The 20,884-nt window shown below is 64.5% G+C and carries 20 protein-coding genes, 2 tRNA genes and 3 pseudogenes; 11 read left to right on the top strand and 14 right to left on the bottom strand.

Annotated elements, in window-relative coordinates; all coding sequences use genetic code 11:
• A pseudogene (locus A5766_RS23705) lies at positions 1–127 on the top strand (redoxin domain-containing protein); the annotation flags it as partial.
• A 36-nt stretch (positions 128–163) separates the two neighbouring features.
• Here A5766_RS23705 and A5766_RS04095 read toward each other — a convergent pair.
• Positions 164–358 (bottom strand): annotated as a pseudogene (locus tag A5766_RS04095) (redoxin domain-containing protein); the annotation flags it as partial.
• A gap of 247 nt (positions 359–605) precedes the next feature.
• Here A5766_RS04095 and A5766_RS04090 point away from each other — a divergent pair.
• The 7 genes and pseudogenes from A5766_RS04090 to A5766_RS04060 all read left to right on the top strand — a co-directional run bounded on the left by A5766_RS04090 (position 606) and on the right by A5766_RS04060 (position 6,539).
• Positions 606–827: a DUF3618 domain-containing protein gene (locus tag A5766_RS04090; RefSeq protein ID WP_005207797.1), complete on the top strand. Its 222-nt coding sequence runs from the start codon at positions 606–608 to the stop codon at positions 825–827.
• Positions 824–2,062, top strand: coding sequence for a L,D-transpeptidase (locus A5766_RS04085; protein ID WP_064862414.1), 1,239 nt, complete (start codon positions 824–826; stop codon positions 2,060–2,062). The genes A5766_RS04090 and A5766_RS04085 overlap by 4 nt, the downstream gene beginning before the upstream one ends.
• A 92-nt stretch (positions 2,063–2,154) precedes the next feature.
• Positions 2,155–2,227, top strand: a tRNA-Lys gene (locus A5766_RS04080).
• 112 nt (positions 2,228–2,339) lie between these two features.
• Positions 2,340–2,909, top strand: a complete 570-nt coding sequence (locus A5766_RS24635) for a hypothetical protein (RefSeq protein WP_064903484.1) — start codon at positions 2,340–2,342, stop codon at positions 2,907–2,909.
• 17 nt (positions 2,910–2,926) lie between these two features.
• A complete protein-coding gene (locus A5766_RS04070) occupies positions 2,927–3,823 on the top strand; it encodes a putative toxin-antitoxin system toxin component, PIN family (protein WP_005207793.1) in 897 nt (298 codons plus the stop codon).
• A 298-nt stretch (positions 3,824–4,121) separates the two neighbouring features.
• Complete coding sequence (locus A5766_RS04065; protein ID WP_005207792.1) at positions 4,122–5,327, top strand: L,D-transpeptidase; 1,206 nt, start codon at positions 4,122–4,124, stop codon at positions 5,325–5,327.
• Between the two features lie 70 nt (positions 5,328–5,397).
• Positions 5,398–6,539: pseudogene (locus tag A5766_RS04060) on the top strand (acyl-CoA dehydrogenase family protein).
• Between the two features lie 18 nt (positions 6,540–6,557).
• On the opposite strand, the gene A5766_RS04055 reads toward A5766_RS04060, so the two are convergent.
• Positions 6,558–7,394 (bottom strand): helix-turn-helix transcriptional regulator, encoded by an 837-nt coding sequence (locus A5766_RS04055; RefSeq protein ID WP_064864762.1) that lies wholly within the window; start codon positions 7,392–7,394, stop codon positions 6,558–6,560.
• A gap of 186 nt (positions 7,395–7,580) precedes the next feature.
• Between A5766_RS04055 and A5766_RS04050 the strand changes: the two genes are divergently transcribed.
• Entirely contained in the window at positions 7,581–8,324 is a 744-nt protein-coding gene (locus tag A5766_RS04050) for an SDR family oxidoreductase (protein WP_064903481.1), read from the top strand.
• Between the two features lie 27 nt (positions 8,325–8,351).
• On the opposite strand, the gene A5766_RS24630 is transcribed toward A5766_RS04050, so the two are convergent.
• The 3 genes from A5766_RS24630 to orn all read right to left on the bottom strand — a co-directional run bounded on the left by A5766_RS24630 (position 8,352) and on the right by orn (position 9,395).
• Positions 8,352–8,513 (bottom strand): hypothetical protein, encoded by a 162-nt coding sequence (locus tag A5766_RS24630; protein WP_005207788.1) that lies wholly within the window; start codon positions 8,511–8,513, stop codon positions 8,352–8,354.
• A 106-nt stretch (positions 8,514–8,619) separates the two neighbouring features.
• Positions 8,620–8,692, bottom strand: a tRNA-His gene (locus A5766_RS04045).
• A gap of 103 nt (positions 8,693–8,795) precedes the next feature.
• Positions 8,796–9,395 carry an oligoribonuclease gene (orn, locus tag A5766_RS04040; RefSeq protein WP_005207787.1) on the bottom strand — a complete coding sequence of 200 codons (600 nt, stop codon included), beginning with the start codon at positions 9,393–9,395 and terminating at the stop codon, positions 8,796–8,798.
• 114 nt (positions 9,396–9,509) lie between these two features.
• Here orn and A5766_RS04035 point away from each other — a divergent pair, with 114 nt between their 5' ends.
• Positions 9,510–11,081, top strand: coding sequence for a helicase HerA-like domain-containing protein (locus tag A5766_RS04035; RefSeq protein ID WP_005207786.1), 1,572 nt, complete (start codon positions 9,510–9,512; stop codon positions 11,079–11,081).
• A gap of 25 nt (positions 11,082–11,106) precedes the next feature.
• Here the strand turns inward: A5766_RS04035 and A5766_RS04030 are convergent, their stop codons facing one another.
• The 8 genes from A5766_RS04030 to A5766_RS24270 all read right to left on the bottom strand — a co-directional run bounded on the left by A5766_RS04030 (position 11,107) and on the right by A5766_RS24270 (position 18,734).
• A complete protein-coding gene (locus A5766_RS04030; RefSeq protein WP_005207785.1) occupies positions 11,107–11,757 on the bottom strand; it encodes a hypothetical protein in 651 nt (216 codons plus the stop codon).
• Positions 11,758–11,887: 130 nt separating this feature from the next.
• Positions 11,888–12,463 (bottom strand): peptide deformylase, encoded by a 576-nt coding sequence (gene def, locus A5766_RS04025; protein ID WP_005207784.1) that lies wholly within the window; start codon positions 12,461–12,463, stop codon positions 11,888–11,890.
• A 7-nt stretch (positions 12,464–12,470) separates the two neighbouring features.
• Positions 12,471–13,289 carry a mycolate reductase gene (gene cmrA / locus A5766_RS04020; RefSeq protein ID WP_005207783.1) on the bottom strand — a complete coding sequence of 273 codons (819 nt, stop codon included), beginning with the start codon at positions 13,287–13,289 and terminating at the stop codon, positions 12,471–12,473.
• A gap of 54 nt (positions 13,290–13,343) precedes the next feature.
• Complete coding sequence (locus A5766_RS04015) at positions 13,344–13,853, bottom strand: nitroreductase/quinone reductase family protein (RefSeq protein ID WP_005207782.1); 510 nt, start codon at positions 13,851–13,853, stop codon at positions 13,344–13,346.
• 100 nt (positions 13,854–13,953) lie between these two features.
• On the bottom strand, positions 13,954–16,032 hold the full coding sequence (locus tag A5766_RS04010; RefSeq protein WP_064864765.1) for an NADPH-dependent 2,4-dienoyl-CoA reductase: 2,079 nt from the start codon (positions 16,030–16,032) through the stop codon (positions 13,954–13,956).
• Between the two features lie 41 nt (positions 16,033–16,073).
• The gene (locus A5766_RS04005) at positions 16,074–16,658 is read right to left on the bottom strand and encodes a PadR family transcriptional regulator (protein ID WP_039856536.1); all 585 of its coding nucleotides are present in this window, start codon (positions 16,656–16,658) and stop codon (positions 16,074–16,076) included.
• Between the two features lie 119 nt (positions 16,659–16,777).
• A complete protein-coding gene (locus tag A5766_RS04000) occupies positions 16,778–18,490 on the bottom strand; it encodes an ABC transporter ATP-binding protein (protein ID WP_064862091.1) in 1,713 nt (570 codons plus the stop codon).
• Positions 18,491–18,596: 106 nt separating this feature from the next.
• Positions 18,597–18,734 carry a hypothetical protein gene (locus tag A5766_RS24270; protein ID WP_156527355.1) on the bottom strand — a complete coding sequence of 46 codons (138 nt, stop codon included), beginning with the start codon at positions 18,732–18,734 and terminating at the stop codon, positions 18,597–18,599.
• 325 nt (positions 18,735–19,059) lie between these two features.
• Between A5766_RS24270 and A5766_RS03995 the strand changes: the two genes are divergently transcribed.
• Positions 19,060–20,307 (top strand): uracil-xanthine permease family protein, encoded by a 1,248-nt coding sequence (locus A5766_RS03995; RefSeq protein WP_039856549.1) that lies wholly within the window; start codon positions 19,060–19,062, stop codon positions 20,305–20,307.
• Between the two features lie 27 nt (positions 20,308–20,334).
• On the opposite strand, the gene A5766_RS03990 is transcribed toward A5766_RS03995, so the two are convergent.
• On the bottom strand, positions 20,335–20,859 hold the full coding sequence (locus A5766_RS03990) for a GNAT family N-acetyltransferase (RefSeq protein ID WP_005207771.1): 525 nt from the start codon (positions 20,857–20,859) through the stop codon (positions 20,335–20,337).
• Positions 20,860–20,884: the final 25 nt, after the last annotated feature.

Below are 20,884 nucleotides of genomic sequence, written 5' to 3'. Positions count from 1 at the left end.
TCCCGCGGCGTCGACTCCCGGCTGCACCAAGCAGGCGTGCGACTTTCGCGACAACCTCGCCGAACTGGACGGACAGGGCATCGCCGTCGTCGGCATCTCCCCTGACAAGCAGGAGAAGCTGGCAAAGTTCGCCGACGCCGAGGGCCTGACGTTCCCACTCCTGTCCGTCCAGTTCGGCGAGGTTGTCGCGAAAGTCGCACGCCTGCTTGGTGCAGCCGGGAGTCGACGCCGCGGGGTAGAAGTAGACGATGACCTTCGAGTCGGCGTAGTCGGAGAGGGAGACCGCTTCGCCGTGGGCGTCGGTGAGTGTGAAGTCGGGCGCGGTGTCGCCGACCTCGAGACGGGATGTGCCAGACATGGTCGTCAGGCTAACCGATAGGGCAGGTCGACCGGGTGATCGACCCACAGCCGGGCAAACCGGGCACGGTCTCAACTCACGCGCGCAGGACGCGGCTCACCACCTCGCGATGACGTATTCTCGACATGTCGTTTGCTCTGTCGACGCGTGCGAGACCTGCCGTGGCCGCTGCGTGGACGGCGTTCTGGCGGAAAGATGCGGATCGGTGAGTCCGCATGTGTAGTGAAGAAAGTCTGGGAGGACAACTGTGGCCGGCGACACCGACCGTATCGAACAGGACATTGTGCAGGCGCGCGAGGACCTGGCCAACACGCTCGACGAACTCGCGGTTCGGGTGAGTCCCGAGCGGCTTGCCGACGACGCGAAGACCAAGCTGATCGCCTTGGTCAACAAGCCGGCGGTCAAGATCTCGCTCGCGGTTGCCGGCGCCGTCGTATTGGTTGTCGTCGTCCGCAAGGTGATCGCGTGACGCGTGCTCGTCCCTCCAGTTCTGTAGACCGACAGAAGTCCCGGGGTTCGCGTGCACGGCGTGTGGGCGCACTCGCGGCGGCCGGATTGGTGGTCGCCAGTGCGGCGGCTTGTTCTCAGTCGCCCGAGTATCCCGACACCGTCACCAATGCGCCTGCGCTGCAATCGTTTGCGCAGCCGACGATCTCGGTGACCGGCTGGCGTGATCGTCCGATGACCGACCACGCGGTCGGCGTCATGCCGGGCGCACCTGTGAAGGTCGCGGCACAGAACGGCAGTCTCACGTCCGTCGTCGTGTCGGGGCCCGATGGTCCGGTCGCGGGCAAGGTGTCGCCCGACGGCGGTACCTGGGTGTCGAGTCAGCCGCTCGACTTCGGTGGCGATTACACGCTCACCGCCGCGGCGAAGGGCGTCGAGGGCGACGGTGCCCGCAAGATCAGCTTCACGACGGCATCCGCGGACTCGCTGGCATCGGTGTCGTCGGTGGTTCAAGACAACGAAACCGTCGGTGTCGGGCAGACAGTTGCGATCAACTTCGACACTCCGGTCGCCAACAAGCTCAACGCGCAGCGTGCGATCACGGTGACCGCCGACCCGCCGGTCGAGGGTGCCTTCTACTGGCTCAACGACAGCATGGTGCGTTGGCGCCCCGAGCATTTCTGGAAGCCGGGCACCAAGGTGCACGTCGCGGCCAATCTCAAGGGCATCGACCTCGGTGGTGGCGTGTACGGCAGCAACAACCTCGACACCAATTTCAAGGTGGGGCGCAGTTTTGTCGCGGTTGCCGACGACAAGACCAAGAACATCACGATCTCGGTCGACGGCAAGGTCGTCAAGACGATGCCGACGTCGATGGGCAAGGATTCGACGCCGACCAACAACGGCATCTACATGGTCGCCGAGCGTGAGCCGAGCGTGATCATGGACTCGTCGACGTACGGCGTGCCGGTGAGCTCGCCCGGCGGCTATCGCGAGACCGTGTACGACGCGACTCGAATCTCGTTCAGCGGCATCTATGTTCACTCCGCGCCGTGGTCGTTGGGCGACCAGGGCGTCGACGACGTGAGCAACGGCTGTCTCAACGTGAGCCCCGCCAACGCGGAGTGGTTCTTGAACAACGCACTCCGAGGCGACGTCGTCATCGCGAAGAACACCGTCGGCGAGCCGTTGCCAGGAGACGACGGCCTCGGCGACTGGAACGTCCCGTGGGCGGTGTGGAAAAAGGGCAACGCATGAGTTCCCGTGCGGGAGAGGCCAAAAAGGGCTTCCGAGCAGGCGATTTCACTTCTGAGGCAGTGACCCTGTAAGGTTCTTTCTCGCACGGCCAAGCGCCATTAGCTCAATTGGCAGAGCAGCTGACTCTTAATCAGCGGGTTCGGGGTTCGAGTCCCTGATGGCGCACAAGAAGGTAGCTAGGTCGGAGGTATTTTCCTCTGACCTAGCTTTTTCGTTTGAGTGGCCACTGTGCCAAGAGTGTGCCAACGGGTTTCAGTGTGCCGCGGTCATCCGAAGAGTGCGTGTCGTCCTGTCGACGGCGTTGCCGGTCAAGGTCGGTGTGGTCCTAGACCCCGCGGCCATCTCCATCGACATCGTCGGCCCGCGCATCGACATCGAATGGAGCGTCGAGTCGGGAGAGCTGTTCCAGCGCAACCAGATTCAGGCGCGCGTTGAGGGGCCGATTCGATGTTGCGGTGTACCAACCCGCCGCCATCTACCGGGTGGCGACCGCTGCGGCGGAACCCGCCTGCGTCACCCGATGACGCGAGCACCCGACGACCCGATGCCCTACCCGGCATCGGGGTCGTTCACATTACGTCCGTGTCTTCGGATGGGTAGACTTGTGGGACACCATCCGGAGGAGGACCTCATGAGCAGGCAGAATAGGCGTGCCGACGCTCTACGGAGGTTGTCTGCGCGCTACGGGAAGAATGACGACGCAGCCCTGGCCGGAGCCGCTCTCGATGCGGTCTACAGCGAGGTCCGCGAACGGGGCGAACTGTCGGAGGACGCGGCATTCGAGGAAGTCGAAGCCGAAACCGAACGTATCCGGCGCGAACGTCGCCAGGGTGTCTACGCCCGGTAGCCGGAGGTATCGGATAGTTGACCGTTGTCCTTGTACTGGACACCAACGCTCTTATAAGTGCAGCGCTCAGCCCGAGTGGTCATTCTGCGCAGCTCATCGAACTTGCTCGGCGGGGTCGCATCTCGCTCATCATGTCGGACCACCTGTGCGAAGAGTTGGAGACCAGGCTGGAGCGGGAAAAGTTCCGACGTTGGCTTTCTCTCGATGAGGTTCGAGATTTCGTCGACGCCGTAACCGTCGTAGCTGATTGGATCGACGACCGCCCCGACAACGAGATCCCTCTCGTCTGTGACGACCCAGACGATAACTACCTGGTTGCGCTGTTCCAGGATTCAGACGCAACGATGCTCGTGAGTGGCGACAAGGCCGTGCTGCGGATCGATTTCCCCGGCCTCGACGTGCGCAAGCCGGCTGCCGCGATAAAGGCCCTGGACTTCGTCCACGAATGGGGCGAAGGCTACATGGAGGGATCAGAAGAACGGTCGTGGGCACTAATCGATGCCGAGGGTCACCGCGGTGTCATAACGGCCTACACGGCGTTCACAGCCGTCCTGGACGAACCGAACGTCAAGGAACTACTCGCGTTCGTCGTCGTCCCGGAAACGCTCAAGCACTTCCGCAAACGTAAAGCATTGAAGTGGATACGCGAGCAACTCTCGGAGCGCGGAATGGCCACTCGCCCTATCTACGCGTCACCCGATGTCGCGTATATCAAGCTGCCGCCGGACCCTGGAACGAATCTGCGCGTGGTCGGGGACGTCCCATTGCCCGCAGACACAATTTTCGCCACGATGCAGCGATGCCCAGATCTCGATGACCTACCCGATGCCGACTTCGATCACTGGCGCGTTTTCGGGATCGGCGATGCTGTCGAGCCTGAACGAATCCGGCCGCGGCCGACGCTAGGGCAGTGATTCAAGAAACCCCGCTAGTGGGCTCTTAATCAGTGGGTTCGGGGTTCGAGTCCCTGATGGCGCACAACAACTACCGCGATCGCCCCGGTTCCGTCCGGGGCGATCGCTTTTTGCGCCGGACACTGGTCTCTGTCGTTCGGTCGTACGGCATGGCGGGCTAATGGTCATGTCGGGCGACTCGGGCATTCGTCGTATCTCGTACACTGGTGGCGCGCCATCGCGCACAGTCATTTGATCCACATCTGCGGCTCCACACAACGGAGGCCCGCGGATCGTTAGAACATCGGGCAGGAGTCACATGGTGAGCGGTCGTATCCAGCGACGCGGGTTGATGATCGTTGGAATGGTGGTTGCCGTGGCCGCGCTGCTGAGCTCGTGCTCGCAGACGGCGAAATACTCCGAGAATGTGCAGAGCTCAGCACTTTTCGGCGATCTCCTCATGCCGGGCGTCGAGATCACCGAGTGGGCCGACAGGCCACTGATCGATCAGGCGGTCGGCATTCAGCCCGGTGCGCCGATCACGGTTCAGGCCAGCGAGGGCGCACTGACCAATGTGCGGATCGACAAGGCCGACGGCACGCCGTTGCGTGGAAGCCTCAGCGAGGACGCGACGCGATGGACGAGTGCCGAGCCTCTCGGCTACGCGCGCAACTACACAGTGCAGGCCGACGCAAAGGGTATCGGCGGCACCAGCACCAAGCGCGTCTCGTTCACCACGCGAGCACCTGCCAATCTGACACAGGCGTACCTGACCCCGTCGAACGGCGAGACCGTCGGTGTCGGGCAACCGGTCGCCGTGAAGTTCGACGAACCCATTGCTGATCGCAAGGCCGCCCAGCGCGCGATCACCATCACCACCACGCCTCAGGTCGAGGGCGCCTTCTACTGGATCAGCGATACCGAGGTTCGCTGGCGGCCCAAGGACTACTGGAAGCCGGGAACCAAGGTCTCCGTTGCGGTGAACACCTACGGCATCGATTTGGGTGATGGCGTCTTCGGGCAGGAGAATCTCAAGTCGAACTTCACCGTCGGTCGTTCGATGGTGGTGACCGCCGATGACCGCACCAAGCAGGTGGTGTTCAATCGCGACGGCAAGGACATCCGCACGATGCCGACATCGATGGGCAAGCCGGGTACCGAGACCGACAACGGTGTGTACCTCGTGTCCGACAAGCACGACAACATGATCATGGACTCCTCGACCTACGGCGTCCCCGTCGGTTCCGCAGACGGCTACCGCACCCCGGTCGACTACGCGACCCGTATGTCCTACAGCGGAATCTTCTTCCACTCCGCACCGTGGTCGGTGTGGGCGCAGGGCAACACCAACACGAGCCACGGGTGCCTCAATCTCAGTCCCGACAACGCGCTGTGGGTCATGCAGAACACGTTGCGAGGCGACCCGGTGATCGTCAAGAACACCGCGGGCGGGACGCTCTCGGGCACCGACGGACTCGGCGACTGGAATGTCCCCTGGGCGGTCTGGTCGAAGGGCAACGCCTAGCACCTACCGTGACACCAGTCACTGTTACGATCGGCGGTGACATTGTTTGCCGACGATCGAGGTGTACAGCATGGCCGAGCGTTCCCCGTGGGAAACCGACGACCTGACAGCGGTGCGCGATCTCGCTCGCAGTTTCTGCGAGAAGGAGATCAAGCCGAATATCGAGAAGTTCATCGAGCAGCACCACGTCGACCGTGAGCTGTGGAACAAAGCAGGTGAACTCGGCCTGCTGTGCATGTCGATTCCCGAGGAGTACGGCGGAGGCGGCGGAACGTTCGCCCACGAAGCGGTGCTGATCGAAGAGCAGGCGCGCATCGCGGACTCATCGTGGGGTGCGAGTCTGCACAACGGGATCATCGCCCACTACCTCCTCGCCTACGGGTCGGAGGAGCAGAAGCGCACCTGGCTCCCGAAGATGGCGTCGGGCGAGGTCGTCGGCGCCATCGCGATGACCGAGCCGGGTACCGGATCCGATCTCCAGGCCGTGAAGACCAAGGCGATCCGCGAGGGTGATGAGTACGTCATCGACGGCTCCAAGACCTTCATCACCAACGGCGGCCAGCCGACCTCATCATCGTCGTCGCCAAGACCGACGTGAGCGAGGGCGCCAAGGGAATCTCGCTGGTACTCGTCGAGGCTGATCGTCCCGGGTTCAGGCGTGGTCGCGTGCTCGACAAAGTCGGGCAGCGCGGGCAGGACACCTCGGAGCTCTTCTTCGACAGTGTGCGGGTACCGACGTCGAACCTGCTCGGCACCGACGAGGGGCAGGGCTTCATCCAGCTCATGCAGCAGCTTCCGCAGGAGCGTCTGATCATCGCCGTCGCGTCGACGGCAGGGATGGAGGTCGCGCTCGAGCACACACTCGCCTACACCAAGGACCGCACAGCGTTCGGCCGACCCATCTTCGGATTCCAGAACACCAAGTTCAAGCTCGCAGAGGTCGCCACCGAGGCGCGGATCGCCCGTGTGTTCACTGACGACTGCATCATCAAGCATCTCGACGGCAAGCTCGACATCCCGACAGTCGCGATGGCCAAGTGGTGGACCAGTGAGCGGGCGATGGCGGTGGCCGACGAGTGTCTGCAACTCTTTGGTGGCTACGGGTACATGAACGAGTACCCGATCGCGCGGATGTGGGCCGATCAGCGTGTGCAGAAGATCTACGCGGGCACCAACGAGATCATGAAGGAGATCATCTCGCGCAGCCTCTGAGGCCGAGTGGTCGGCGGTTCAGTCGGCGAACGCTGCGAGCATCGCCAACTTCTCGTGGTCGGACGAGCCCGGGACAGCGGTGTAGACCAGGAGTGCCTGAGCGCTGCTCGGATCGAACAGCGTCTGGCACTGCACCTCGATGACACCGAGCGAAACGTGGACGATCCGCTTGTCGATATCGGTCAGCGTGACGCCCACATCGTGGCGGTGCCACAACTCCGCGAACTCGGCGCTCTCGGCTAGTAGGGCGTCGGCGACTTCAGCTGCACGCGAATCAGGTCCGAGCCGGGTGACGGCCTCCCGCAGCCTGGCCGTGTGCGCCCGTGCGTGTAGGGCGTGATCCTCGGGGAGAAACCGCCCACGGGTATCGGCGTCGGTGAACCACCGATACGCGATCGAGCGGCTGAGCCCGGTGAAGGCACTGTCGTCCCCGACGAGTGCGACGGCCAGCGGGGTTTGTACGAGAGTCTCACCGGCACTGTTGACGACCATCGCCGGAGTGTCGGTGAGGCGGTCGATGATGCGCAGCATGCCGGGGGAGACGTGATCGTCGCGGCTGAGTCGGTCGGGCGCGTTGTGTCCTGCCAAGCGGAACAGGTGGTCGCGTTCATCGAGGGACAGGTGCAGTGCCCGCGCGATGGCTGTGACCATCTGGTCCGATGGATGCGGGCCGCGTTGCTGTTCGAGTCGTGTGTAGTAGTCGACCGACATTCCGGCGAGCGCCGCGACCTCCTCACGTCGAAGCCCGCGGGCTCTGCGGCGTTGTCCGACGCCGAGACCGACGTCTGCGGGTTGCAACGACTCGCGGCGCCGACGGAGGAACTCGGCGAGGCCCGCCCGATCGACGGTGCTCACCGGGCACGCTCAAAGGGCCGTGGATGTTCGGTCATCTCTCCAGGGTGACCGATCAGCCGGAGGTGAACCAGGGATCGTCGGTCCCCGGATATCGGGTGCCTTGTCGGAGTCGCGACAGGGGAGTGAACTCGGTGACACGACCGAGGAACGGCACACGGCCGGACCACACGGCAACGAGGAGACGACATGAAGACAAGCGGTAACACCATTTTCATCGCGGGCGCGACGTCGGGTATCGGACTCGGTCTCGCTCTGAGGCTGCAGGAGGCGGGCAACACGGTCATCGTCGGCGGGCGGCGTAGCGAACTCCTCGACCAGATCGTCGCCGAGCACCCCGGGATCGAAGCGGTCCGCATCGACACGACCGACACCGACGACGTCAACCGCGCGGCCGCGGACGTGAACCGACGCTTCCCCGACCTGAACGTGGTTGTCGCGATGTCGGGGATCATGCGCGCCGAGGACCTTACGACCCCCGACTTCCTGGAGACGGCGGCCGTCGAGGTCGACACCAACATCCTGGGGCCGCTACGTCTGGTCGCGGCCTTCACCGACGCACTCACCGGTAAGGACGGAGCCACGTTCATCACGGTGTCGTCGGGTCTCGCGTTCACCCCGATGGTCGGTGCCCCTACCTACAGCGCCACGAAGGCTGCCATCCACTCGCTCTCGGAGAGCCTTCGAATTCAATTGGCGAACAAGGGGATCGACGTCCTCGAGTTGGTCCCGCCGGCAGTGCAGACCGACCTCATGCCCGGACAGGCCGACGCCGACTGGGCCATGCCACTCGACGACTTCCTCACCGAGGTGATGGCACTGTTGCCGACCGCTGACCGCGAAATTCTGGTCGAGCGGGTCAAGCCGCTGCGGTTCTCCGAGGTGTCGGGAGAACACGACCAACTGGTGACGATGCTGGCCCACCTTGGTTGACCAGAGTCGTCCCTGAGTTGGTGGGGGTCACTTGCGGTCTTTGATGATCTTCTTGACTTCGTCGGCGTCGACGTTCTTGGCGATGAGCTTGCCGCTCTTGGACTTTCGTACCGAGTACGTGTCCTTCTTCTTGCCCGGCGCAACGTGGAGCCCCGACTTCTTCGCGGCCTTGTTCAGATCTTCCAGCACGGGTGCAGATCGTAGAGCATGAAAGTGAACTCCACGCTACGACGACGCGCTCACCGAACGCACAAGGCCCTGCCCACTGATCCGTGGGCAGGGCCTTGACCTGCGGGGTGAGCGACGGGACTCGAACCCGCGACAGCCAGGATCACAACCTGGTGCTCTACCAACTGAACTACGCTCACCATCGGCATCGGAAACCCAGGAAGAACACTGGGTCCCAGAGCCAAGGTCATACTCTAGCGGTTCGGACGCTCCGAACTCCAATCGGTTGACTGACCTGCGTGTTCAGGCAGGCCCGAGATCCTTGACGATCGTCGTGAGGGTGTCGACGTCGGGGCCTGGCTGGGGAACGAAGGCCGCAGCCCGGTAGTAGCGGAGCTCACGGATCGACTCGCGGATGTCGGCAAGGGCGCGGTGCGCGAGGCCCTTTTCGGGCTGATTGAAGTAGACGCGCGGGTACCAGCGTCGAGTGAGTTCTTTGATCGAGCTGACGTCGACCATGCGGTAGTGCAGGTAGGCGTCGAGTTCGGGCATGTCCCGGGCGATGAAGCCCCGGTCGGTGGCGATCGAGTTGCCTGCGAGGGGGACTGCGCCCGACGTTGTCACGTGCGCGCGGATGTAGTCGAGGACCATCGCCTCGGCTTCCGGGACGGTGATCGCCGACCGTCGAACCTCGTCGGTCAGTCCCGAGTCGGCGTGCATTTTGGTCACGACGTCGGGCATCGCGTCGAGATCGGCGTCGTCGGCGTGGATGACCACGTCGACGCCGTCGCCCAGAATGTTGAGGTCACTGTCGGTGACCAGGGCGGCGATCTCGATCAGTTTGTCCTTCTCGAGATCGAGGCCGGTCATTTCGCAATCGATCCACACCAGTTTGTCCTGCACGCATCAACCTTAGCGGGCGACGATCCGCGGCTATTGTTTGCTGTAGTGCACCGACCCGCCAGAGCTGTGACCACTGTCGTGCTCGGGCAATCCAACCGCCGGAAGGACATGTTCGTGACCGATCCCACCCAGGCCGCCCAGACGATCGCACAGGGCTACCAGTTCGCTTCGACAGCGCTTGAACTCGGCACGGTATCTGTCGACGGCCAGGTCGACTCGACGGCCAAGGTTCGTATCCCGCTGGCGATGATGAACCGTCACGGGCTGGTGGCCGGAGCGACGGGCACGGGTAAGACCAAGACCTTGCAACTCATCGCAGAACAGTTGTCGGCCAATGGCGTTCCGGTCGTGATGGCCGACATCAAGGGCGACCTGTCGGGGCTGAGCCGGCAGGGGGTGTCCAACGACAGAATCACCGCACGCGCGGCGCAGACCGGCGACGACTGGTCGCCGACGGCGTATCCGGTCGAGTTCGTGTCGCTCGGATCGCAGGGGATCGGGGTGCCGGTGCGTGCGACGATCACTGCGTTCGGGCCGATTCTGCTCAGTAAGGTGTTGGGGCTCAACGACACCCAGGAATCGACGCTCGGACTGATCTTCCATTGGGCAGACAAGAACGGCCTGGCCCTGCTCGACCTCAAAGACATCCGGTCGGTGATCGCCTACCTGACCAGCGATGAGGGTAAGCCAGAACTCAAGGCGATCGGTGGGGTTTCGACGCAGACCGCCGGAGTCATCCTGCGCGCACTGACGAATCTCGAAGCGGCAGGCGGCGATACGTTCTTCGGTGAGCCGGAACTCAATCCGCAGGATCTGCTGCGGCTCGCTCCGGACGGCCGCGGCATCATCACTCTCTTCGAGTTGGGCGATCAAGCCGCCAATCCGGTCCTGTTCTCCACGTTCCTCATGTGGATACTGGCGGAACTGTTCGAGTCCCTCCCCGAGGTCGGCGACGTCGACAAACCCAAGCTGGTCTTCATCTTCGACGAGTCGCATCTGCTGTTCAACGACGCGTCGAAAGCCTTTATCGCGCAGGTGGTGCAGACGGTCAAGTTGATCCGGTCCAAGGGCGTCGGCGTGTTCTTCTGTTCGCAGTTGCCGACCGACATTCCCAACGATGTGCTGTCCCAATTGGGCGCCCGAGTCCAGCACGCGCTGCGCGCATTCACCCCCGACGATCAGAAGGCGCTCAGCAAGACAGTCAAGACCTACCCGGTATCGGACGTCTACAAGCTCGATCAGGCGCTGACGTCACTCGGGACCGGCGAGGCGATCGTGACCGTGCTGTCGGAGAAAGGTGCGCCGACGCCGGTCGCGTGGACGGTCATTCGAGCGCCCCGGTCGTCGATGGAAGCTGTTGCGGCAGCAGATATCACGGCCGCAGCGAAAGCGAGTCCGCTCTACCACACCTACGGCACGGCCATCGACAACAAGTCGGCCTACGAAATGCTCGCCGCGAAGATGCTCTCGCCCGGTGAGTCGCCCGACGCTCCGGCACCGACGCCGCCCGCGCAGGCGCCTGCGCCGACCCCGGCACCTGTACCTGCTCCTGTGCCCGAAGAGCCCGGCATGATCACCGAAATCCTGACGAGCGAGCCGATGCAGAGATTCTTGCGCAACGCTGCCGGCCAGGCGGGCCGCGAGTTCAGTCGAGCGATCTTCGGTACCGGGCGTCGTCGGCGTTGAGGACGACGCCCGGCACCGTTGAGTGCTACAGGTCTAGTTGGACCGTCACCGCATTGCCCGGGCCGGATGCGATGGGATTGAGCAGCGGTGTGAGCGCGCCGCAGCCTGCCAGCGGTGGGATCGTCAGGTCGCCCTTGAGGGTGAGGGGTGCGAAGAAATCGGTGCCCTCGTCCTCGGAGAAGGGGATCTGGCCGGTCAGCACCAGTTCAGCGGGGGTGCTTGTCGTACACGGAGCACCGACGAGATTGAACTCCTTGATCCCAAGCGGTTCGATCCGCTGGATCTGAATGTTGAGCTTCTGAGTGACCTTGACGTCCATCGGTCCCTGGCCCGTCGGCGTGGCGTTTCCGGTCGCTGGTCCGTCGGGAATCATCTTGATTTGCAGCGTTGCTACACGTAGGTCGGCCAGTCTCCACGCGGCACGTGTCTGCGCCGACTGGATCGTGGATTCCAGTGCGAACGGTGGCATCGACTCGGCCTTCGTCCGCTCTGTGGTTGTGAAGACCACGTCGACGCCGAGATTCTTGAGGTGAGTGGTCACCGTGGTGTGCTTGTGGTTGATGTAGAGCGAAGGGGCCGCCTCCGCGTGTACGGAAGTGGCGAAAACGGCTGCGGCAGTTGCGGATAGCGTTGCGGCCGTGATGACTGTCCGACGTAGACGGGTGAAGCGACGCATGAGACCTCCTGAGAACGAGCCAGCACCTACCTGTGAGTAAGTTCTCAGAAACTAGCACTGTGTGATTTGGCTAACTATCAGATTCTCGATTTGTCCCGGTGAAGGGCAGAGCCGGTCATCGCGAGCCGGGTCACACCATTGGCGACACGGGCCAATCGTCGGGGTACCGATCGGCAACCTCATCGGCGTCGCGGAAGAGTCGTTTGCGAGCCTTGGCGGTCAAGCGATCGCCGAACACCATGCCGCGCGTGTGGTCGGTCTCGTGCTGTAGACAGCGGCCGAGTATCCCGCCCGCTGTCACGGTGACCGGTTGGCCGAATTGGTCGACGCCTCGACACGTCGCGACCTTCGGACGGGCGAGATCCTCATGGGCACCCGGCAGCGAAAGACATCCCTCGCCCAGCGTCGCGAGTTCCCTGTCGCGGCCCTCGGGGAGTTCGAGCTCGGGATTGCAGATCACGCCCGTACGTCGCCTGCCTGTCTCGTCGCCGCAGTCGTACACGAATACCGCGAGGTCGACGCCGATCTGGGCCGCGGCAAGACCCGCACCCGGTGCCGCGGTATTGGTGGCGAACATGTCGGCGATCAGATGCTGCAGCTGGTCGTCGAAGTCGGTCACCGGACGGGCAGGCGTATGCAGGACAGGGTCGCCCCACCGCACGATCGGGCGCGGCGTACCGATGCGGAGCAATTCTTCGAGTGGCATCGGGTTCCTAGGACTCTGGCCCGAGTCGCTTGTAGAACGTGCCGACGATGGGAGCGACGAGCGCCCGCGGACTGTAGCCGCCCGCGACCGACATTGCCTTCGACAGCGTTCCGGGCACAACGCGCATCTTGTTGTGCTCCAACGCATCCAGGCTCATCTTGGCTACCTCCGCGCTGTCGTGCCACAGAAAGCCGGGCACCATCTTGTCGACGATCGACGCGTCCTCGGGGTCCGGTGTCTGAGTACGGACAGGTCCTGGCGCGAGCAGGGTGACGTGGACACCCGAACCGCCGACCTCGCCACGCAGCGACTCGCTGAAAGTGTTCACGAAGGCTTTCGACGCCGCGTAGGTGGCGTTGTTGGGGATCGGCATGTTGCCAGCTGCCGAACCGACCATGAGGATGCCGCCCGAGCCGCGAGCAACCATCTGGGGGAGCACCGCGAGGGTCAGGTCATGCACGGCGTTGACGTTGAGCCGGACCTGGGCGCGCTCGTAGTCGGCATCGAGCTCGGCGACCGGACCGAACGTGGCGATGCCCGCGTTGTTGCAGAGCACCGAGACCTCACGCTGGGCGAGTTCTGCGGAGAGGATCTCGACGGCAGTCGGATCCGACAGGTCGCTCGGTCGTACCTCGACCTGCACGTCGTGTTGCGTGCGCAGCTCGACTGCGAGCTCTTCGAGGATGTCCCCGCGACGCGCCACGACGATCAGTGAGTGCCCGCGACTGGCGAGTTCGCGGGCGAGTTCCATTCCGATTCCGGAGGACGCGCCGGTGACGACGGCGCGTGCGGACACGACGGGAGACGCAATGGGCATGGCGGTCATGGTAGCGCCGCCGGCGTGGCTCGATCGCGAACCGGTCGCGTGGCTGTGCGCTGGTCAGCTCGCCGAGAGCCGGAACACCCTGATCTCGCGATCGGTGCGATCGCGGTAGACCGAGTACACGTCGGTGACGTCGCTCTCGAAGAGGCGGTAGATCCGCTCGCGCTCGGGGCCGTCGAGAAGCGTCGCGACGGCGTCGACCTCGACGCCTGCCGTGTTGACCGTGCAGGCGGGGTTGGCGAGGAGATTGGCCGTCCAGGCGGGATGGCGTTCCTGGCCGAAATTGGACCCGACGACGAAGATGTCGTCGCCCTCGCGGGCGTAGAGCAGCGGCGATGTCCGCGACAGCCCGGACTTTGCGCCGGTGGTCGTCAACAGCAGCGTGGGAGCCCCGATCGGCCCCAGTACGGTGAACCGCCCCTTCGAGGCATGCAGGACACGCCGGTCGACACCGGCCGATCGACGCACCACCCACGAGCCGACGCTCGTCTTCGCGAGAGCGGTCATCGGGCCGCGCAGTGGACTCGACGTCGAGCCCCAACGCCGCTCGGCAAACGGAGACGCCATGCCACTCCTTCGATCGACGGACGTGCGACCCACACAGCTTCTCAGTTTTGCGGCTGCACGTACGTCGAATCGGTCTGGGTGTCGATCGATTGGTAGCGGTTTACTCGATACCCGCTGCGACCTCAGTGCCCTGACGGATCGCGCGCTTGGCGTCGAGCTCGGCGGCCAGGTCGGCGCCACCGATGACGTGCGTTCGGATGCCCGCCACGGTCAGCGGGTCGACGAGGTCGCGGACGGACTCCTGTCCCGCGCAGATGACCACGTTGTCGACCTCGAGGAGGCGCGTCTCACGGACCGAGCCGTCGTCATCGTGAAAACTCAGGTGAAGTCCGGCGTCGTCGATCTTGTCGTAGGTTGCACCCGAGATCTGTTCTACGCCTTTCATTTTCACACTCGCCCGATGTACCCACCCGGTGGTCTTGCCGAGTGTCTTGCCCTGCTTGCCGCGCTTGCGTTGCACCAGGAAGACCTCGCGGGTTACCGGAAGCGGTCGGGGCGTGGTGAGGAAGCCGGGAACGTCGAGGTCTTCGCTGACTCCCCATTCCTGTTCCCATTCCTTGAGGTTGAGGGAGGGTGAGTCGTCGACGGTGAGGAATTCGGTGATGTCGAAACCGATGCCGCCCGCGCCGATCACCGCGACACGCTTGCCGATCTCGCGGTGGCCGAGCACTGCCTCGGCGTACGACATGACCATCGGGTGATCGACACCGGGGATGTCGGGTATGCGTGGGGTGACGCCGGTGGCGACGATCACCTCGTCGAAGCCCTCGGCGATGATGTGCTCGGCGTCGACGCGCTGTTCGAGATGGACGCGGACGTTGTTGAGCTCGAGCTGCCGGGTGTAGTAGCGCAGCGTCTCGGCGAACTCCTCTTTACCGGGAATCCTTGCGGCGATGGAGAATTGGCCGCCGATCGTCGGACCGGCCTCGAAGAGCTCGACCCGGTGGCCGCGTTGTGCGGCGGTGACCGCGGCCGACAGTCCGGCCGGTCCGGCGCCGATCACGGCGACCTTGCGTGCCCGACGCGTCGCGCCGAGGGTCAGCGTGGTTTCCCGTCCGGCACGCGGATTGAGCAGGCACGACACCTTCTTCCCGACGAACGCGTGGTCGAGGCATGCCTGGTTGCAGCCGATGCAGGTGTTGATCTCGTCGGCGCGACCGGTCATGGCCTTCACCGGGAATTCGGGATCGGACAGGAGCGGGCGAGCCATCGACACCGCGTCGACGCGGCCGCGGTCGAGGATCTCCTCCGCCACCTCCGGGGTGTTGATGCGGTTGCTCGCGATGAGCGGGATCGAGACCTCGTCGCGCAGTCGTTCGGTGAACTTGACGAACGCCGCGCGTGGCACCGAGGTGACGATGGTCGGCACGCCGGCTTCGTGCCATCCGATGTCGGTGTTGATGGCGTCGACGCCGAGCGCCTCGGCCTTGCGCGCCATGAGGGCGATCTCGTCCCAGGTCTGTCCGCCCTTGACGAAGTCGGCGATCGACTGCCGAAGGATGACCGGGAAGTCGCGGGGGACGCGGCGTCGGATCTCGGTGATCACCTCCACCAGAAAGCGCTGCCGGTTCTCGGTGGAGCCGCCCCACTTGTCGGTGCGGTCGTTGGTGTGCGGGCACAGGAACTGGTTGACCAGGTAGCCCTCGCCGCCCATGATCTCGACGGCGTCATAGCCGGCCTGACGCGCCAGCTTCGCGGCTTGCCCGTACGAGCGGATCACGTGCCGGATGACCGACTCGGGCATCGGCAGGTTCTTGAAGGGGTGGATGGGCGAATTCTCGCTTCCCGGAGCAACTTTCAGTGGCGTGTAGCCGTAGCGGCCCGCCTGGAGGAGTTGCATGGCAATCTTGCCGCCCGCGTCGTGCACCGCGCGGGTGACGCGCTGATGCCGCTTGGCGTCGAGCACGTTGGTCATCTTGCCCGCGAAAGGCAGGAGCTGGCCGGTGCGACTGACCGCGAAGCCGCCCGTGATGATCAGGCCGGCACCGCCGCGTGCGCGCTCGGCGTAGTAGGCGCCCAGCTTGTCGGTGTCCCACACGCGGTCTTCGAGGCCGGTGTGCATCGACCCCATGACGATGCGATTGCGCAACGTCATCCCGCCGACGGTGAGGGGCTCGAACAGACGCGGATAATACGGATTCGGTTGGCTCGAGCTGGTATTCGCGGATGGGGCTGACATCTGCGTTCTCCTGGGTCGTCGGGGATGGGGTGGGTTGGTGGTCAGGACTCGTTGCCGACGGATGGCGTCGACGCGGTGGATGTTCGACGCTGCTCGGCGTCGAGCGCGGTGATGACTTCGTCGCACCAACCGACAAAGCCTTCTTCGATGCGTACGCCGCCGCGGAGTACCAGGTACTGATGGAGGCGGCGGCCGGTCAGTGCCTGCGGGTCGGGGTAGTCGTCCTTCTCGAACGACTGGTAAAGGTGCAGTCGCGCAAGGTGTTCGGCGCGGTGCCTGCGGAGTTCGTCGATGACGTCGGTGAGGTCGGCGTGCTCTGCTGCTCGGATCTTGAGTCCGAGGTCGTCGCGGAGTTGTTGCATGGGCGTCGGCGACGAAACCCACTCGCGCAGTGCCTGACGGCCCGCGTCGGAGAGTGTGTAGACCTTCTTGTCCGGTCTGCCCTCCTGGGCGACGGGTTCGAAGCTCACCATGCCCTCGGCGTGGAGCTTGCCCAGTGTGCGATAGATCTGCTGGTGCGTCGCCGACCAGAAGTAGCCGATCGACCGGTCGAATTGCCTGCCGATCTCGTAGCCGGTGCCCGGGCGTTCGGAGAGCGACACCATGATCGCGTGTTCGAGTGCCACGACTCGACCGTACCAATGCACCTACGCACTATGCAATAGTGTGCATAGGGTTCTTGTTGCATAACCGGCCGAGTGTATTTCCCGCGTACATACAGGTCGGATGCGTGTGCACTATCGCGTCACGCCGGAGCGTTCTCCGGTTCCATCCACCGGCTCAGGTCGTAGAGATGCCCGTCGCGGAGTTCGATGATGCGGTCGGCGATCGCGGTGACCCGAGTGTCGTGCGTGATGAGCAGCGTGGTGCGCCCGTCGGCAAGCCGCCGGAGGGGGTCGAGGATTCGGCTCGTGGTCGCGGCGTCGAGACCCGACGTCGGTTCGTCGAGGATGAGCGCCGGAGTGTTCCGGAGCATCGCACGGGCGATCGCGATACGTTGCCGTTGACCACCGGAGAGCGTGAGGCCGCCGTCGTCGAGCCGGGCGTCGTAGCCGTCGGGCAATCTGCGGATGAACTCGTCGGCGTCGGCGGCCACCGCGGCGGCGATGATTTCTTCGCGAGTCGCGGCCGGCCGGCCGTAGGCGATGTTGTCGGAGATGCTGGCGCCCTTGATGATCGGCTGCTGGGGAAGCAACGTGATGTGATCGCGAATCCAGCGGCCGGTCAGGTCGTCGTAATCGACGTCGCCGATGGTCAGGTTCCCGGAGTCGGGATGTTCGAATCGGCACAGCAGCGACGCCAGCGTCGACTTTCCGACGCCGCTCGGTCCGATCAGTGCGGTGATGGTCCCCGGCGCGAGGTCGAGGTCAACGGCGTCGAGGACCGTCTGGTGCTCGCGCGCCAGGGTGACGTCGCGCAGCGCGATGCCGACCGGCGTCGTCGGGCGTAGTGGTGATCGAACGGTCGCGGGGATGTCAGCGAGTTCGACGCGTTCGACGGGTGCGACGTCGAGGACCTCGGCAACACGCTCGGCGCTGATCACCGCGGACGCGATGGCGATCCGGATGTCGGCCAGCTCCTGCATCTTGGGATAGAGCATCCCGAGATAGCCGGTGAGGGCCAGCAGCCCGCCGACGCTGAGCTGGCCCTGGCGTACCTGCCAGACGCCCACGATCGCGATGGCCAACGTGACGACGACCTGCCCGAAGCTCAAGATGCCGCCCAGTCCGGCCTCGACGCGGGTCTGCGCAAGGCGGGCGCTCATCCAGGTGACCCCGTGCCGGTGGAGTCGAGCGTGTTCGCGCCCCTGCTGGTTGTAGGCGACGGCCGTCTCGTGGCCGAGGAGTGCGGTTTCGACGGAGTCGGCGATGTCGCTGTTGGCGCCTCGTTCGTCGCGGGTGACGCGTTCCTGCCGACGGGCGAAGAATGCGGACAGACCCCACAGCGCCGGGACTGCGGCCAGCGCGACGAGCGCGACCTGCCAGCTCATGATGAGTGCGGCGACGACCAAGCCGATGGTGTGGGCCAGCGCGATCACGAACTGCATCACGCCTGTCCCGATCAGGTACTCGACCGCTTCGAGGTCGCCGGTGTGCCGGGTGACGAGATTGCCCAGGCCCAGCCGTCGATGCTGGACGGGGTGAAGGCGCTGGACGTGGTCGAAGAGTTGATCACGCAGCCGTAACACGACGCGTTCGGAGATGCCCACGGACACGACCTGACCGAAATAGTCTCCGCCGCAGGAGATTGCCGTGATGAGGAGCCAGAGGAGCGCAAGGCGTGCAAACGTGGTGACGCTGTTCGAGTCGAGCGCGCCGTCGATGACATCTGCGAGCACGAAGACGGCAACCACCTCGCATGCCGCAGCGATGCCGAGCAGGGTTCCCGCGAGGGCGAATCGTCTGGCCTCGCCTCGTACTGCGGGAGAGAAGCGTCGAAAAGCTTGTCGCGCGTTCATCGGACGTCCTTCTGTGTCGGTAGGCATGAGAACAGGAGCCGACTCGGGCGTCGATGGCGCTCATGGCGGCGTCGGACGTCCGTGTCGGCTCCCATGGGCCGGAAGGTCAGTAGACCCAGCGCCAGTCCCAGCGGTGCGCGCGTGCATTCCAGAAGCGCTGGCGACGACGGCGACGCGGCGGCTGCGGGGCAGGGGCCTGGCGCGGGCCGTTGTTGTTCTGCTGCGGAGGGGTGTTGATAGGCATGGGATCTCCTTCGTGACTACCTGCCGGCGGCGTTGCCGACGAGGAGAACACTATGGAGCTTCGCTGACCGCGCCCTGCGGCGACGCTGGGAGGCGGCTGTCAACGCAAAAGTGCTGTCCGACAGTGGGTTACCGATCGGCTCGGGGCCCGGGTATGCGCGGTCGCCAGTCTCGGTATGTCGGTAACCCGGCGTCGCGCTCTGCGATCCCGCAGACTGATTCTCGTGCGTAACGACGAAACTCGTGATGGCGACGGCGACAACGGTGGAGGGAGCGAGCGCGGGGGCTCCGGCGCCACCACGACGTCGCGACGACTGGCCGACAACATGGGATGGACACGCGTCGACGTCGACGACGTTGTCGGACCGGGGGAGCGGCTGTCGTGGCCCAAGACGGTGAGTATCGGCCTGCAGCATGTCGTCGCCATGTTCGGCTCGACGTTCCTCGTACCCGTGCTCACCGGATTCCCGCCTGCCACAACGCTGCTCTTCTCCGGGATCGGTACCGCACTGTTCCTCATCATCACCGGTAACCGGCTGCCGAGCTATCTCGGTTCGAGCTTCGCGATCATCGCGCCGGTGCTCGCGGCGACGGCGTCGAACGGGCAATCGTCTGCGCTCGGCGGAATCGTCGTTGTGGGTGCATTGCTCGCGTTGATCGGCGTCATCGTGCACTTCGCGGGCGTCCGATGGATCGACCTCGTGATGCCCCCGATCGTCACCGGAACGATCGTGGCGTTGATCGGCCTGAACCTTGCGCCATCGGCAAAGGCGAACTTCGAGAAGCAGCCGGTGACCGCGACGATCGTGCTGGTGTTGCTGGTCTTATCGATCGCGTTCCTGCGCGGACTGCTCGGACGACTGGCCATCGTATTGAGTGTGGTGATCGGCTATGTGGTGGCGTTGATCCGCAACGAGGTCGACACGAGCGCCATCCACGCTGCGAGTTGGATCGGCCTGCCCGATTTCCAGACCCCGACCTTCCACCTCTCGGTGATCCCGACGTTCTTACCCGTGGTACTCGTGCTGGTGGTCGAGAACATCGGACACGTGAAATCCGTGGCGATGATGACCGGAGCGAACTTCGACGACCGGATGGGCAGAGCGTTGTTCGCCGACGGACTGTCGACGATAATCGCGGGTTCGGGCGGAGGGTCGGCGACCACGACATATGCCGAGAACATCGGTGTCATGGCCGCGACCAAGGTGTATTCGACGGCGGCGTACTGGGTCGCTGCTGCTGCGGCGATCATCCTGGGGCTGTGCCCGAAGATCGGTGCCGTGATCGCGTCGGTTCCCTCCGGGGTCCTCGGAGGCATCACCACGGCGCTCTATGGCCTCGTCGCGATCATCGGTGTGCACATCTGGGTGACCAACCGCGTCGACTTCTCCCGCCCGATCAACCAGTTCACCGCCGCTATTCCACTGATCATCGCCATCGCGGACTTCAGTTGGACCATCGGCGACGTGAGCTTCGGCGGCATCGCGATCGGTGCGGTCTGCGCGCTGCTCATCTATCACACGATCCACCTCATCGGTGGGTGGCGCGGAACTGCGGGAGCGCGCGGCGCTTAGCTGAGAGGTGTTGTTCTCCAGGATGATTCACACGCCGAACGGCGCGGCGTAGTGCATGACTCCGGTCGGAAGCGGCTTGGTCTCGTCGAGTGTCAGGGCCATGACGGCATCGTCAGGGGCGTCGAATGGAACGGTGATCCCGTGTGTCGATGCGCGTTCGAACCCGAATCGCGGGTAGTAGTCTTCGTGCCCGAGCACGACGACGTGTGGTTCACCCATCTGCCTTGCGGCCTCGAGAAGTGCACGGTTGACGGCGCTGCCCGCACCGCGGTTCTGGAATTGCGGCAGCACCGACACCGGCCCCAATCCCAGGACCGGAGAGTCGTCGACGTAGCCTCGGGTCGCGACGCCATGCCCCACGACACGTCCCGTCTCGTCGGTGACGACGATCGACAGTCCGTCAATCCAGGCGGGGTCACGCCGTAAGCCGTCGAGGATCTCGGCTTCCTCCGCGGACGGAAACGCGGCGAGGGTGACCTCTCGAACGGTCGGTACGTCGGCCGGGGTCTCGCTACGGGTGTGCCACTGGGTGCCGGGGGTGTGCTCAGACATCAGTTGATGACGCTATCAGCGATGG

Origin of the sequence: Gordonia sp. 852002-51296_SCH5728562-b, from assembly GCF_001665475.1 — a bacterium.
Classification (GTDB): domain Bacteria; phylum Actinomycetota; class Actinomycetes; order Mycobacteriales; family Mycobacteriaceae; genus Gordonia; species Gordonia sputi.
This window is presented reverse-complemented; position numbering and strand designations above follow the sequence as displayed.

What these genes read in the sequence shown, in the direction of transcription:
- A5766_RS04065 (WP_005207792.1), top strand. Translation starts at nt 4,122, where the DNA reads ATGGTGAGCGGTCGTATCCAGCGACGCGGGTTGATGATCGTTGGAATG.
- A5766_RS04050 (WP_064903481.1), top strand. Translation starts at nt 7,581, where the DNA reads ATGAAGACAAGCGGTAACACCATTTTCATCGCGGGCGCGACGTCGGGT.
- A5766_RS04030 (WP_005207785.1), bottom strand. Translation starts at nt 11,757, where the DNA reads ATGCGTCGCTTCACCCGTCTACGTCGGACAGTCATCACGGCCGCAACG.
- def (WP_005207784.1), bottom strand. Translation starts at nt 12,463, where the DNA reads ATGCCACTCGAAGAATTGCTCCGCATCGGTACGCCGCGCCCGATCGTG.
- cmrA (WP_005207783.1), bottom strand. Translation starts at nt 13,289, where the DNA reads ATGACCGCCATGCCCATTGCGTCTCCCGTCGTGTCCGCACGCGCCGTC.
- A5766_RS04015 (WP_005207782.1), bottom strand. Translation starts at nt 13,853, where the DNA reads ATGGCGTCTCCGTTTGCCGAGCGGCGTTGGGGCTCGACGTCGAGTCCA.
- A5766_RS04010 (WP_064864765.1), bottom strand. Translation starts at nt 16,032, where the DNA reads ATGTCAGCCCCATCCGCGAATACCAGCTCGAGCCAACCGAATCCGTAT.
- A5766_RS04000 (WP_064862091.1), bottom strand. Translation starts at nt 18,490, where the DNA reads ATGAACGCGCGACAAGCTTTTCGACGCTTCTCTCCCGCAGTACGAGGC.
- A5766_RS24270 (WP_156527355.1), bottom strand. Translation starts at nt 18,734, where the DNA reads ATGCCTATCAACACCCCTCCGCAGCAGAACAACAACGGCCCGCGCCAG.
- A5766_RS03995 (WP_039856549.1), top strand. Translation starts at nt 19,060, where the DNA reads ATGGGATGGACACGCGTCGACGTCGACGACGTTGTCGGACCGGGGGAG.
- A5766_RS03990 (WP_005207771.1), bottom strand. Translation starts at nt 20,859, where the DNA reads ATGTCTGAGCACACCCCCGGCACCCAGTGGCACACCCGTAGCGAGACC.